Source organism: Kiloniella laminariae (genome assembly GCF_027214005.1).
GTDB lineage: Bacteria > Pseudomonadota > Alphaproteobacteria > Kiloniellales > Kiloniellaceae > Kiloniella > Kiloniella laminariae_A.
On record NZ_JAPWGY010000001.1, the window covers coordinates 798,441 to 812,295 of the forward strand.

Below are 13,855 nucleotides of genomic sequence, written 5' to 3' on the forward strand. Positions count from 1 at the left end.
CGTAATGTTCTTGTCTTGAAAACTATATCTGACCGGGAGAACTGTGCAATGATAAGTGGAAGCTGTTGCTGTGGTGCAGTGAAATTTGAACTGTTGGCCGCACCGTCAATGATCGGGACCTGTCATTGTTCCCGCTGTCGCAAGGTGGGCGCGAGCACGATTGCCTTTGTCAAAAAACAAGACCTGAAGTGGGTTCAGGGACGGGAGTCTGTACAGCTTTTCGCGCCAACAGCCCCCTATAAATACGGGCGTTGTTTTTGCAAGATTTGCGGCAGCTCCCTCGGCGAGATCCTGTCGGAAGAAGACAGCTTTCCCATTGCGGCCAATGCCCTTGATGGAGATCTTGACCTGAAGAACCAGTTCCATGAGTTTGTCAGCGAAAAACCCTCGTGGTACGAAATCTGTGATGATGCCAAGCAGTATGAGGGCCATCCGGAGCTTGCTTGATTTTTAGCAGCCCTTTTGTCCGGTTTTCCCCCCGGCTTGCGCGCCAGGCTGGTTCTGTCTGGGCGGTTCTGTCCCGGGGGGTCTGTCAGGGGGAGTGAATTGCTTAACCGCTGAGGTCGCTGACAATCTCGAGCAGGCGATTGATCTCCTTGAGGTCGTTGTAGTAGTGAACGGAAGCACGGATCAGAACCGGCAGGTTGTTTCGGGTTGCATCGATCAGGGTGCTGCTGGGCGAGGAACTGCTGACATTGACGCCGCGGTCGACAATTTCCCGGACCATTTCCCCGCTGTCCCGGCCTTCGATGGCAAAGGAGACAATGCCGCATTGACGCGGGCAGCGGCTGTGCAACCGGATGCCGTTGATTTCTTTCAGATTGGCCCGCAGATACCCCGCCAGTTCATCAATCCGGGCCTGAATGGCATCAAGGCCGATGTCCAGGGCGTAGTCAACACAGGCCCCCAGACCGAGCTTGGCAGCATAGTTGTTTTCCCAGTTCTCGAACCGGCGGGCATCGGGGCGCAGGACATATTCGTTCTGGCTGGTCCAGCTGGCGGAAAACAGGTCGATCATCGGCGGGTGCAGCTGGTCGAGCACAGCGGAACGCACATAAAGAAACCCGATGCCCCGAGGGCCGCGCAGGTATTTACGCGCGGTGGCCGAGAGCAGATCGCAGTTGATTTTCTCTACATCCAGCGGCATCTGTCCGGCGGACTGGCAGGCATCGACCAGATAGAGAATGTTATGGGCGCGGGCGATTTCGCCGATCTGCTCGACTGGATTGACCAGCCCTGAATTGGTCGGCACGTGGGTGATGGAAATCAGCCGGACGCTTTTGTCGATCATGTTGCGCAGACTGTGCAGACACAATTCGCCTGCTTCGTTGCTCGGGATCACCTCGACCGAGACGCCCTTTTGTCTGGCCATCTGCAGATAGGCGAGATAGTTCGAGGCGTATTCGGCCTCGGCGGTCAAAATCCGGTCGCCGGGCTGAAAAGGAATGGCGTAAAAGGCCATGGCCCAGCCAACGGTGGCGTTTTCGACCACGGCAATTTCATCGCGCTGACAGTTGATCAGCCGGGCGAGGGAGTCATAGACCCGCTCAATGTCATCGGCTTTCTGTCTCGCCGCCTCATAGCCGCCGATCATGGCTTCCAGTTTGAGATGGTCAAGCTGGGCATCCAGAACGCTTTGCGGCATCAGCGAAGACCCCGCGTTATTCAGGTGGATGACATTGGCCTTGCCGGGGGTGGCGGCGAAGATTTCAGGCAGGCGGGGGGAGAGATCGGTAAGATTGACGGGGCGGTTGAAAGGCATGGCGTGACCTTGTCTGGCAGTGGGTCCAGGTCTTGCAGTAAGTCCGGGTCTGGTAATGGGCCTGGTAATGGATCTGGTAATGGATTTATCGGACCTGTAATTTTGGCTCTGGTCCTTTAAAACACGTCTTGAGGGCGGTTTTCAAACGATTTAAAAGCTGGAATGACTTTACTATAAGTCAAGTTTATGCTGCTCTGAGATCAGAGCGTAATTTTGAATAGTTCAGGTATTTCATGAAATTGCCTCCTTTGACAGCTGTCAGGCACTTTAATGCGGCGGCCACTCACTTGAGTTTCAAGCTGGCAGCGGCAGAACTTTGTGTGAGCGAGGGGGCAATCAGCCGCCAGATCAAGTTATTGGAAGAATATCTGGGCTGTGCGTTGTTTGTCCGGGGCTATCGCGGGGTCGATCTGACCGAGGCCGGGCGGCGTTTTTACGCGGCGACGGACAGTGCCCTGTTACAGATCGCCCAGAGTGCCACCGAACTGCGCGAGGCCGTACCGCAATTCACGTTATCGGTTACCACCAGCTATGCCATTCGCTGGCTGATGCCGCGGCTGGCGCGTTATGAAGCCGAACATCCCAATCATCCGGTCAATCTGCAAACCGTAACCTATCCGGAAAAGCTGCCGGGCCGGCTGTTTGATGCCTCGATCATCTATCGGCTGGGCGATCCCCATGATGCGGGAACGGTAGCACCTGAAAACAGCGAGCTGGTTATGATCGAGTGGCTCCTGCCTGTCTGCGCCCCGGGGTTTCTGCCCGGCGGCAAACCACTGGATGCAGGCGCGCTGGCCCGGCAGCGGATACTCTTTAACGAGCCGACGGGGCGGGACTGGCGCAGCTGGCTTGGGAAAATTACCGAACAGCTGCCCAATGCGCAGATTGATCTGGAACGGGCGCTGCGCTTTGAGCACGACGATACCGCCATTCAGGCCGCGGTGGCCGGGCATGGCATTGCCCTGGCCAATCTCGCCTATATCAACACCGAACTTGCCCTGGGCAGTCTGGTACCCGCTGTGGCCTGTGACCCCCTGCCGATCGGTGGGCACTATATCATCAGCGCGGGCGGCAAGGCCGCCTTGCCGCAGGTCAGGGCCTTTCGTGACTGGTTGCTGAAAACCGCCGCCGAATGCCCGTCACAATGCCCGTCACAGCAGGGACGCATGACCCACTATAGAAAGTTGAACAGAGAGTAGAACAGTTCGACCTGAACTGCCCGGATCAAACAGGACATCAAACTGCCGCGTGGCACGCACCTGATGCATCTGGAAGAAGGGCGTTTTGATCTCTATAAGGCGGTGCGGGATTTTCTGGAAAACTAGAACCGGGAAAGCCGTTTATTCCCGGTCGCGGCGTTCTTCCTTGCCATCCCAGCCCGCCATGGCGGTGGGGATCATCCGGTCCATCAACTGAAAGGAATTCTCGCAGGCGCGGGAGAGGTTCTGTTGAAAATCCGCGCTGGCAGAATGGCTTGAAGAATCAGACAGGGCGCGGATCACGACAAAGGGCAGGCCGTTGAGGCGGCAGGTGTGGCCAAAGGCGGCGCCTTCCATCTCGGTTGCCAGCGCGGCAAATTCCCGCTGGAGCCATCGCAGTTTCTGGATGTCCTGGACAAAGGTATCGCCCGAGGCAATGGTGCCGAGCATCAGGTTCGGCCCTCCCTCGACCCCGTCAAAGGCGGCATCAAAGGCGGCGGTGGCCTTGCTGACCAGATCGGGCTGGCATTCAATCAGCCGTTCGCGCCCGGGTGTTTCGCCGTGGCGACGGCCAAAGGCGGTCAGGTCCATATCATATTCAACCACATGGCTGGCAACGATGATATCCCCGGCCTGCATGTTGGGCAGCAGCCCGCCGGCTACACCGCTGAAGATCAGCTTCTGTGGTTTGAACAGGTCAATCATCATCTGGGTGCAGATCGTGGCATTGATCTTGCCGATGCCCGACTGGGCCAGCGCGATTTCCGTGCCCTTGTAGTCGCCACGGGTCACGGTGATCCCGGCATGCACCGAGGATGAGGTATCGCTCAACTGGCCCAGCAGCAGCTGGACCTCTTCGGTCATGGCCCCAATGACACCCAGCATGGTTTTGTCTCCGGTTTTTGGCCCCGGACAAAGTTTTGCTGATCCAGGGGATCAGGCGGGAGCGGGGCATTCTAGTTCACAAGAATAAGCGTTGAACCTAAACGATTGATGAACAAGAGACACAATTCTGTGCGAAGAAACCTCCGGAACAGAAATTTATGTGGTCATGTTTCGCGGAATGCTGTTTGATATCTGCAATCATCAGTTTCATAAAGCTGAGCTGGCTGGAAAAGATTAAACGGGGAAGTGACATGAATTTTTTGACGCGAAGCTATGCGAAATCCCTGCCGACAGCGCTGTTGGTCACGGGCATGTTGTGGGGCGGCGGATCTGTGCTGGCGCAGGAAGCGGTGCAGCCCGAAGCAACCCATGCGGTGGTGAAAAAACAGTCGGTCAAGGCACAGAAATTCATGGTTGCCACGGCCAATCCCATCGCCACGCAGGTCGGGTATGAAGTGCTGGAGCGCGGCGGGACGGCAGCGGATGCCGCGGTGTCGGTGCAGCTGGTGCTCAATCTGGTGGAGCCGCAAAGCTCGGGCATCGGCGGCGGGGCCTTTATGGTCTATTGGGATGCCAAAACCAAAAGCCTGACCACTTTTGACGGGCGGGAGAAAGCCCCGATGGCGGCGACGCCGGATTATTGGCTCGGGGCCGATGGTGTGCCGGTCAAGTGGTTCGATGCGGTGGTCGGCGGTCGCTCGGTCGGTGTGCCCGGCACCCTGAAGCTGATCGAAACGGTGCAGCAGCGCTATGGCAATCAGGACTGGGCGGCGCTGGTCGAGCCTGCCCGGGCGCTGGCCGAAGGCGGGTTCCAGATCTCGCACCGCATGGCCAGTGCCATTGCCAAGGCGCAGGGCGAGGAAAAGCTGGATATTTTTGATGCCACGCGGGCCTATTTCTTTGATAAAAACGGCCAGCCTCTGCAAGAGGGGACCTTGCTGCGCAACCCGGAATTTGCCGCGGCTTTGAGCCAGATCCAGAAAGAGGGATCAAAGGCCTTTTACGAAGGCCCGATTGCCGAAGACATTGTCGCGGCGGTCAAAACCGATATCAACGGCGGGATCCTGAGTCTGGAGGATCTCAAGGCCTATGACGTGGTCGAGCGCAAACCCGTCTGTGCGCCCTATCGCGGTTATGAGGTCTGTGGCATGGGCCCGCCTTCGTCCGGGGCCTTGACTGTCGGCCAGATGCTGTCGCTGTTGTCGCACTTTGATCTGCCCGCGCTGGGGCAGGGCGCGGAAAGCACGCACCTTTACCTGGAAGCGGCCAAGCTGGCCTATGCCGACCGCGAGCTTTATATGGCGGACAGTGATTTTGTCAAAATGCCCGAAGGTCTGCTGGACCAGAACTATCTGGCAGAACGGGCCAAACTGATTGACCCGGCAAAAGCCATGAGCAAAGCTGACGCGGGCAACCCGCCGTGGAAAGAAGCCCAGCTGCGCGCACCCGATAGCCAGCTGGAGCGTCCGGGCACCAGCCACTTTTCCATTGTTGATGCGCAGGGCAATGTGGTGTCCATGACCACGACGATTGAAACCGGGTTTGGCTCGCGCGTCATGACCAACGGCTTTTTGCTCAATAACGAGCTGACCGATTTTTCCCGCGCGCCGGAAGAAGACGGCAAGCCGATTGCCAACCGGGTCGAAGGCGGCAAGCGCCCGCGTTCCTCCATGGCCCCGACCATTGTGCTGAAGGACGGTGCACCTGTGCTCGCCATCGGTTCGCCCGGCGGGTCGCGGATTATCAACTATGTGGCCGGGGCTCTGGTCAATATTCTCGACTTTGGCATGGACCCGCAGGTGGCGATCAGCCAGCCGCATATCGTCAACCGCAACGGCGCGACCGATGTCGAGGAAAATACCAAGGCCGTGGCAATGATATCGGCGCTTCAGACCAAGGGGCAGGAAATCAAGGTCCGCGACCTCAATTCCGGCCTGCAGGCGATCCTGATCCGCCCTGGCGAGCTGATCGGCGCCGCCGACCCCCGCCGCGAAGGCTCGGTACTGGGGGACTGATTGATCAGTCTGGTTTTTTGGAAACGCCGGGCCTGATTCAGGCCCGGTTTTTGTTGACGCCCATATCAGACAGGGGGTGTTATAGAAGCCTGTATATTACAACTTTTATCCACTTGTGATGAAGACAATGAATCTGGAAAAAATCAACGGGCGGCTGGAATTCTTACGTGAGGCCGAGAGGTTGAAGTCTGTGCTGCGCAGTGGTTTTACCTCGACCGGGCGGGCCGAAAGTACCGCGGAACACAGCTGGCGGCTGTGTCTGATGGTCATAACCTTTGCCGATGAACTGGGGGATCTTGATCTGCTCAAGGTGCTCAGGATGTGTGTCATTCACGATCTGGGGGAAGCCATTCACGGGGATGTGCCAGCAGTCGATCAACACCTGTTTCCGGACAAGTCAGTCCAGGAAAGAGAAGATCTTTTGCAGTTGAGTAGCACGCTGGATGACGCGCTGCGCGCATCGATCCTTGCCCTGTGGGATGAATATGAAGAGGCCGCGACCCCCGAGGCAAAGGCGGTCAAGGCGCTGGACAAGCTCGAGACAATTCTGCAGCACAACCAGGGGCTTAACCCGGCAGATTTCGATTATGAGTTCAATCTGAATTATGGTGTGAAGCATACCAGCTCAGGCCCGTTTTTCGAGACTTTGCGTAAAATTCTTGATCAGGACACAAGACAGCGCGCGATGCAGAGCGGGAAATAGAACCCCCTGTCTTGATCAGCTTTGATCCGGCGGAACTCCCAGACCTGTGGGGCCGGGAGCCAGAAGGCCCCGGACAGGCCGGGATTGTCTGCGTCGCTTCAGGCGACCAGCAGTTCCCGTATCGTCTCGCGCTGTTGCAGCAGTTGCCACCAGTTCTGCAGGCCGGGGTTTTCTACCAGCAATTTTTTACCCGTCGGTGTGTGCATCAGCAGATGGTACATGGGGGCACAGAAAAAATCTGGCAGGCTGGGGGTTTCCCCTGCAAGATAGGCGCCGGGGGTTTCCTGTCGCAGACGAATGATTTCAATCAGGGCGGTGCGGGCCAGGGGCAGGGCCGCAGCGATTGTTGCCTGATCCGGGGCAAGACCTTCATCCGGTTTGCTGATTTCTTCTTCATAGAGCCCACCGATCCAGTTGGGATAGGCATAGGAATTGAGAATGCTGAGAAGCTGGTTGGCCCGGGCGCGATCTTCAGGGCGGGGCGGTATTAACAGCGGGCCGGGATAGGCGTCGTCGATATAGCGGGCGATGGCGTCTGATTCGTAAAGCTGGATCTGGCCATCATCAAAGGCGGGAACCCGGGCAAAGGGATGGAGAGCGAGATATTCCGGATCAAGCCCTTTGTTTTCAAAAGGGTTGATCGGCACCAGTCGATGCGGAATGCCTTTTTCAGCCAGTGTCAGGCGCACGGCCTGAACATAGACACTGAAATCCGCGCCATAGACGATCGGATGTTCTTTGCTTGGCGGCTGGTCTTTGCTTGACTGCATCTGCGCGGGCTTCTCTCCTTAGTGCAAGGGCTGGATGTGCTGAAATCGAAATGACCTGACAGTTTGCACCACAGCAGCCTTTGTCATGGCCAAGACTGCTGGGGCCATGCCGCTTCTGGAATTGGGCAGGATTTGTTTAGCAAAACTTATCCACTCATTCAGGAGTTATGACATGACCACGATAGACAAGATAGCACAGGCAAGCTGAGTATGTTTGAATTAGCGAGCGAACTGTCCAAAGTTTTCAAAGCCTGCGAGATTATGGGCTATAGTCGGCAGCAGTTTTATGAGATCCGGCGGAGCTTCCAGACCTGTGGGGCCGGGAGCCAGAAGGCCCCGGACAGGCCGGGATTGTCTGCGTCGCTTCAGGCGACCAGCAGATCACGTACCGTCTCGCGCTGTTGCAGCAGTTGCCACCAGTCCTGCAGGCCGGGGTTTTCCGCCAGCAATTTTTTGCCCGTCGGTGTGTGCATCAGCAGATGGTACATAGGGGCACAGAAAAAATCTGGCAGACTGAGGGTTTCCCCGGCGAGGTAGACGCCATGGGTTTCCTCTCGCAGACGAATGATCTCGCTCAGAGAGGTGCGGGCCAGGGGCAGGGCCGCCGTTATTTTCGCCTGATCCGGGGCAATGCCTTCTTCTGCTTTGCTGATTTCTTCTTCATAGAGCACACCGATCCAGTTGGGATAGGCATAGGAATTGAGAATACTGAGTAGCTGGTTGGCCCGGGCGCGATCAGCGGATCGTGGAGGCCAGAGCAGCGGTCCAGGATAGGCGGCATCGATATAGCGGGCGATGGCGTCTGCTTCGTAAAGCTGGATCTGGCCATCATCAAAGGCGGGAACCCGGGCAAAGGGATGCAGAGCGAGATATTCCGGATCGAGTTCTCTGTTTTCAAAAGGGTTGATCGGTATCAGTCGGTGCGGGATGGATTTTTCGGCGAGGGTCAGACGCACGGCCTGAACATAGACACTGAAATCCGCCCCATAGACGATCGGCTGTTCTTTGCTTGGTGGCGGGTCTTTGCTTGACTGCATCTACGCGGGTACCTTTCCTGACTGGTAAGGACGTGACGAACTTCCATGGTAAGCTGAAATCCGGGGATGGGTAAAGCGCTCCTGATAAAATTACTATGAGAATTCAAAACAGATTCACTGAAAATCTGTAGGGTTTTTAAAATCTCATATTTTAAATTATTTGCCTTTTGTCATCGTTCAGGCCATCCAGTACAACTTATTGGCAAAACATATGCTGTACTGGATGCGAAACCTAGTGAACAAAAATAAAACTATCTTGGTGTTTTTCAGAAATTATTGATTCAAAACTCTCGTTCGTTGCCAAACGTACTATCAGTTGCTTACCAAGAGCAGGATTTTTCTTACTTATCTGTTCTTTAATATTTTTTGTATTTATAACTTCCAAAGTGCCAAGATATTGCGCAGGTTGATCACTTGATTGGCTTTCTAGTTTTCTGGTTCTTTTCATTTCAAAGGCGCCAATAAATACAATTTCTCCTGCAGAAAGTGAAACTTTTGGGATATATTTGCGAAGAGAAGGAGTCTCATACTCTTTTATTCGGGAAAGTATTATGTATTCACCGGGGCCAAAACATTCTACGTGGGTGATGTAGTAGGTTCCTGGGTCAATAGAAATAAAAGCATTGCTATCAATTCCTTGCCCGGTCAGTGGATCTGACGAATAGACAAGTACATTTTTCTTACCGCTTAATTCTTCTGTGAATTGGATGTATGCCTGTGCACACTGAATTGACGTGTTTTTGAAGATGCCTGTCCCAACGATATTGACAAGGCCACTTACAAGAGCTTTGTCAGAATACTTTGTATCATTAGGATTGATCGCAGCCATGCGCTGTACCTGTTCAGGTGGTGGTGTGATTTTGGCGCAAGCTCCGAGCAAAAACAGTGCAATTAAACTCAGGCCTATTGTCTTTACTACAAATGAAGTTTTCAAAATACTGTCCTATCAAGAGTTATACATTATCAGCGAATTGGCACATACGATATTCTGCTTAAGCCGTCAAAAGTTATGGTATCACCCATAACCAAAACGTGTCTTTGCATGCCGCTACAAATCCCCGTAGACTTTTTGCCAAGAATAAAACGGGAATAAAAACGGGATAACGGGGATCTCATGCGCGGTTTCACAAGCAGGTTTTGCGGCTGGCTCTTGGCGGTTTTTGTTTTTGTGCTGTCGAGTGGGGTACTGTTGGGCGGGGGAGGGTTTTTGCAGCCGGCGCAGGCGCAAAGCCTTTTTAATAAAAGCCAGCCAGCAGACAAGAAAATCGAGATCCCTGAAGAGCTGGACCCTGCAGCGGTGGATCAGCTGCTCGGGCGTCTGAGCGACGAACAGATCCGGGTACTGCTGCGCGACGAACTGGTTCGCCGGGCCGATGAACAGGCGGCTGAGGAAGACGTCAGCGACCAGACGCTGCTGCTGATTGAAACACGGCTGAGCAATATGGCGACAGAAATTCGTCAGCGGGTGACGCGCTGGTCTGTTGCCCTTGCCAATCTGGAAAACCGCAAGGGCATTGTCGCGGCACGCCTGTCGCTGGCCAGCAGTGGTGTCGGCGGGATGGTTCTTGCCGCAATCGGGCTGGTGATCACAGGTGTGTTGCCGGCGTTGCTGATCAGCTGGGGCACACGGAACTGGCGAAGCTGGCTCAAGGCTGTGCCAGAACACAGCAGCTATTGGGAAAAGGTCGGTCGTACGCTGGTTCTGGGGGGGATTGAGGTTCTTCCAATCATCGTTTTTGTCCTGATGACCATGGCCGGGGGTGAACAGTTTACCAGCCCGCTTGGCCCGTTGTCTGACCAGGTCTGGATCTATCACACCGGGGTGTCCTATGCCTGGCTTTTTGTCGTCATTGCCCGGCGGGCTTTTGCACCGGAGGTGCCACAGATCCGCATCGCGCCGCTTCAGGATGAAGCCGCGCGCCATACCTTTGCTTTGGTTCGCCGTGCCCTGTTTATCGGGGCCGGGGGCTGGGTTGTCGCCGGTTTCTTCCCGACCCTTGGCTGGGGCTTTCCGCCTGCGATTGTTACCGTGGCCCTGACCGGAACACTGGTGGCCGGACTGCTGTTGCTGGCCCTGATCCGCAACTATGGCCGGGTACAGAAAGCCGCGGCCCTGTTGCTGACGCCCGACAGGTTGGTCACGCTGGAAAGCGGACCAGCCAGATTTGCCCCACAGCAGAATACTGTGGAGGTGAAGCCTGCTGCTGGTCCTGATCCTGATCCTGTCGGGGGATCAGCCCCGGCGGATGCATCTTCCCCGGTTTCAGACAGCAGCAGCCTTGGCCGGATCACGGTACGGGCAGCTCCCTTGCTGATTGGCGGTTATCTGCTGCTGGCCTGGCTCTACTGGCTCGCGCATTGGCTTGAGCGGGGGCAGCAACAGCTGGAGGGCCCCATCGGCACGTTGATTGTTGCGCTGACCCTGCCGATTGTTGATCATCTGGGGCGGAATGTCGTCGAAAGCCTGCTGCGGGGTGACAGTGAGCGTACGGCTCGTTTCCGCAAGGTCTTTACGGATGCCTGGCGCCTGCTGAGCTGTCTGGGGGCGGGGATTGTGGTGCTGCAGCTCTGGGGGCTGGATCTGCTGGGGCTGGTCAAGGGTGCAGATGCGCCGGTCTGGGCCAGTACCGGTTTTGACATCGGGGTTACCCTGTTGCTTGGGCTGCTGGTGTGGAAGCTGATCACCGCGGCGCTGCACAGTGAAAAACGGGTCAGCGATGCCTCGGAAGACGCTGAGTCCGAAGAGGTATCGGCGAGCACGCGCCTTGATACCCTGACACCGCTGTTTCGCAATCTGCTGCTGGGGTTCCTCGGCGTGATTGTCATCATGACGGTGCTGTCGTCGCTGGGCATTGATATTGCGCCGCTGATTGCTTCGGCCGGGGTGGTTGGTATCGCGGTGGGCTTTGGTGCCCAGACCCTGGTCAAGGATATCTTCTCTGGCGTGTTCTTCCTGATCGACGATGCCTTTCGCGTTGGCGAGTATATCGAGCTGGACAAGGAAACCCGGGGAGAGGTGGAATCAATCTCGATCCGCTCCCTGCAGTTGCGTCATCACCGGGGGGCGGTGATCACCATTCCCTTTGGCGAGCTGAAAAAGATCACCAACCATAACCGCGACTGGGTGATCTATAAAATGCCCTTCCGGCTGGAGCCGGATACCGATCCGAAAAAGGTCAAGAAGGTGGTCAAACGCATTGGTCAGGAATTTCTGGATGATCCGGAGCATGGTCACAAGTTTATCGAGCCGCTGAAAAGCCAGGGGGTTTTCTCGATCGATGATGATTCCGCCCTGATCATGCGGGTCAAGTTCAAGTGTAAACCCCGGGCCCAGTTTGTGCTGCGCCGCGAGATCTATCACAAGCTGCGCAGTGTCTTCGCCGCCGAAGGCATTGCCTTCGCCCGCCGCAAGGTCGAGGTTGTCAGCTCAAACGGCAAAGCGGTTGATGATCCCAAACTGATCGCTGGTATTCCGAAGGACTTGCTGGAAGGCCCGGAGACGAAGGAGTGAGGGGCACAAAAATCAGGAAAGGTTGAGCTTCTGAACAGGATTTCTTTGACCGTGACTTTTCCAGTAACTACCTTTGTCTTGAAATCATAGCATGTACTTGAGGGGCGGGGGAAAATGAATAAATTTGGAAAAACAGGGCAGATCATCTTGCTTCTTTGTACGGGCCTGCTGTTGTCTGGATGTAAAACGACTGACCCTGCGGCATCAAAAGATGCACCTGTAAGTTTTTCCAGATCCGATACTTATGGTGCGAGCCAGGAAGCTATCATTGTCGCCGCTTTGTTTGATCAGGATGCGAGCTCTGATCCCGCGGTTGACCGCTTCTATGATTATTTCAAAAGCAAGGGGCAGCCGGGGCAGGAATGTATCAGGGCAACCGATCGGCGTCGCTGCGAGTTGGATGCCTATGCGGGTGCGATGGAAGACCTATGGAAATGTGCGATGCCGACGGCAACGGTGGCGGCTGTGATGACTGTGGGTACTTTGTCGGTCACGAAATACAGTAAAATCAGACGTCTGTCTCATGGTCTTGCGGGCTATACCGAGCTATTAACCCGCATCATCAAGCAGTATCAGGCTGACCCGGTTGATAAGGAGAAGCTGGAAAGCTTACGCAGAACCTATGCAGCAAAGGCCAGCCAACAGAACTTTGTTGAGCAGATCCAGGCCACTAAAAAGTGCATGATTTATGATCAGAACCTGACCAGTTTTATTGGAAAAGGACCGCTTTAACTCTCTGCGCGGTCAAAAGCCCTGGCGATATCCTGACGACCAAGGATACGGACAATAAGGATGGCTCGTCTTGCCGTTTCGTCTTCGATGATGCGCTAATAGATTGTGTGGGAGCCGTAGACACTGCGGCGATAGTCTTAGTGGATCTGTTCCGCGACGGGGTATCGTTCGGGATGTTGGCTCAATTGGATAAACCGCTGGATCATGCCATTCTGATACTCCAGAGCTTTCCTGGAACCAAATGTGGTTATTCCATATTCCAGAATAACCTCGAAATCAGTCGCGGCAGCTTCTGTTAAACGATAGCGCCTCACTTTTGATCACGCCGTTTTGTCTTTGCGCTTGAGCACGGCCTTGATGATATCGTCAGGACTTTTGTCACTGATGCCACTTTCTTCTCCGGCACGCAAGGCGGCGCGGATGGCGTTGATTTCAGCCTGTTCACTGGCTCGGGCCTTGCGGATAAGATCGTTTACAACTTCGCTGTTGCTGGCATATTCATCCTCAAGTTCGACCTTGACCCTGAGCCATTCGCTATTGGGATCGGTGACGGAAATGCTTTGTCTCGGCATATTGGGGGTCTCGCTGGTGTGGTAATATGATGTAATATTACACCAAATTTGCATCGATTGGGAGGTACTTTTCTTCTTGATTGGTATTGAGCAAAAGAGAAGTAAGCGCCACATAACAAATAGCTAAAGCATTTTTTCATTTCTGATTAAACGATAAGTGCTTTAAGCGGTAAGGCCCTATTAACAAATATAGATTATAAATCACTGGTTCGCAGGAAGCTTCAACCTTAAAGGTAATCCATGTCTCACCTCTATCATCGATACCTTCGAAAGAGGGCCAGAGAGACATCAATAAATACCAAGATTATCGAAGAGAAAGCTCAACGTGAAAAATCGATGCTGCTGGCCTATTTTCTCTGGTTATTTACCGGCGTGATTGGTGGGCACCGCTTCTATCTGGGCAGACACTTCTCTGCCTTTATGCTTTTACTTGCCTTTGTCAGTCTCATGGTCAGTTTTTACCATATTGAGCTTTTTCTTCTTTTGTTTATCTTAATTCCAACTCCACCTTACATAATTTTTGCTGCTTTTTGGTTTTGGATACTTTTGTTTGTTTTCGATCTTTTTTGGACAGCGAGTGCGGTCAATAAAATCAATCGATCTCTCAAAAAATATCGCGAAAAAGAAGATAACTTCTCTTGTATTCAGTACCCAACAGAACCGAAGTAA

The 13,855-nt window shown here is 54.6% G+C and carries 14 protein-coding genes and 1 pseudogene; 8 read left to right on the plus strand and 7 right to left on the minus strand.

The annotated features are described in order from the left end of the window. Positions 1-48: 48 nt before the first annotated feature. Positions 49-447: a GFA family protein gene (locus tag O4H49_RS03735; RefSeq protein WP_269422076.1), complete on the plus strand. Its 399-nt coding sequence runs from the start codon at positions 49-51 to the stop codon at positions 445-447. A gap of 103 nt (positions 448-550) precedes the next feature. Here O4H49_RS03735 and O4H49_RS03740 read toward each other — a convergent pair whose 3' ends face one another. Continuing rightward, a complete protein-coding gene (locus tag O4H49_RS03740) occupies positions 551-1,762 on the minus strand; it encodes an aminotransferase class V-fold PLP-dependent enzyme (protein WP_269422077.1) in 1,212 nt (403 codons plus the stop codon). Between the two features lie 233 nt (positions 1,763-1,995). Between O4H49_RS03740 and O4H49_RS03745 the strand changes: the two genes are divergently transcribed. Continuing rightward, positions 1,996-2,961, plus strand: coding sequence for a LysR substrate-binding domain-containing protein (locus tag O4H49_RS03745; RefSeq protein ID WP_269422078.1), 966 nt, complete (start codon positions 1,996-1,998; stop codon positions 2,959-2,961). A gap of 141 nt (positions 2,962-3,102) precedes the next feature. Here O4H49_RS03745 and O4H49_RS03750 read toward each other — a convergent pair whose 3' ends face one another. Next, entirely contained in the window at positions 3,103-3,846 is a 744-nt protein-coding gene (locus O4H49_RS03750) for a 5'-methylthioadenosine/adenosylhomocysteine nucleosidase (RefSeq protein ID WP_269422079.1), read from the minus strand. A 185-nt stretch (positions 3,847-4,031) separates the two neighbouring features. Here O4H49_RS03750 and ggt point away from each other — a divergent pair, with 185 nt between their 5' ends. Together ggt and O4H49_RS03760 are read left to right on the plus strand one after the other, a co-directional pair. Continuing rightward, positions 4,032-5,861: a gamma-glutamyltransferase gene (ggt, locus tag O4H49_RS03755; protein WP_269422080.1), complete on the plus strand. Its 1,830-nt coding sequence runs from the start codon at positions 4,032-4,034 to the stop codon at positions 5,859-5,861. A 127-nt stretch (positions 5,862-5,988) separates the two neighbouring features. Continuing rightward, on the plus strand, positions 5,989-6,564 hold the full coding sequence (locus O4H49_RS03760) for an HD domain-containing protein (protein WP_269422081.1): 576 nt from the start codon (positions 5,989-5,991) through the stop codon (positions 6,562-6,564). Between the two features lie 98 nt (positions 6,565-6,662). Here O4H49_RS03760 and O4H49_RS03765 read toward each other — a convergent pair whose 3' ends face one another. Then, entirely contained in the window at positions 6,663-7,334 is a 672-nt protein-coding gene (locus tag O4H49_RS03765) for a glutathione S-transferase family protein (RefSeq protein WP_269422082.1), read from the minus strand. Positions 7,335-7,506: 172 nt separating this feature from the next. Here O4H49_RS03765 and O4H49_RS03770 point away from each other — a divergent pair. Then, positions 7,507-7,655: pseudogene (locus O4H49_RS03770) on the plus strand (IS481 family transposase); the annotation flags it as partial. Between the two features lie 44 nt (positions 7,656-7,699). Here the strand turns inward: O4H49_RS03770 and O4H49_RS03775 are convergent. Together O4H49_RS03775 and O4H49_RS03780 are read right to left on the minus strand one after the other, a co-directional pair. After that, positions 7,700-8,371 carry a glutathione S-transferase family protein gene (locus O4H49_RS03775; RefSeq protein ID WP_269422083.1) on the minus strand — a complete coding sequence of 224 codons (672 nt, stop codon included), beginning with the start codon at positions 8,369-8,371 and terminating at the stop codon, positions 7,700-7,702. Positions 8,372-8,603: 232 nt separating this feature from the next. Continuing rightward, complete coding sequence (locus O4H49_RS03780) at positions 8,604-9,305, minus strand: hypothetical protein (RefSeq protein WP_269422084.1); 702 nt, start codon at positions 9,303-9,305, stop codon at positions 8,604-8,606. Between the two features lie 180 nt (positions 9,306-9,485). Between O4H49_RS03780 and O4H49_RS03785 the strand changes: the two genes are divergently transcribed. Continuing rightward, complete coding sequence (locus O4H49_RS03785; protein WP_269422085.1) at positions 9,486-11,882, plus strand: mechanosensitive ion channel family protein; 2,397 nt, start codon at positions 9,486-9,488, stop codon at positions 11,880-11,882. A gap of 114 nt (positions 11,883-11,996) precedes the next feature. Beyond that, the gene (locus O4H49_RS03790) at positions 11,997-12,614 is read left to right on the plus strand and encodes a hypothetical protein (protein WP_269422086.1); all 618 of its coding nucleotides are present in this window, start codon (positions 11,997-11,999) and stop codon (positions 12,612-12,614) included. Positions 12,615-12,751: 137 nt separating this feature from the next. Here O4H49_RS03790 and O4H49_RS03795 read toward each other — a convergent pair whose 3' ends face one another. Then, a complete protein-coding gene (locus O4H49_RS03795; RefSeq protein ID WP_269422087.1) occupies positions 12,752-12,928 on the minus strand; it encodes a type II toxin-antitoxin system RelE/ParE family toxin in 177 nt (58 codons plus the stop codon). A gap of 6 nt (positions 12,929-12,934) precedes the next feature. Further along, positions 12,935-13,186 (minus strand): ribbon-helix-helix domain-containing protein, encoded by a 252-nt coding sequence (locus O4H49_RS03800; protein WP_269422088.1) that lies wholly within the window; start codon positions 13,184-13,186, stop codon positions 12,935-12,937. Positions 13,187-13,426: 240 nt separating this feature from the next. Between O4H49_RS03800 and O4H49_RS03805 the strand changes: the two genes are divergently transcribed. Further along, positions 13,427-13,855, plus strand: coding sequence for a TM2 domain-containing protein (locus O4H49_RS03805; protein WP_269422089.1), 429 nt, complete (start codon positions 13,427-13,429; stop codon positions 13,853-13,855).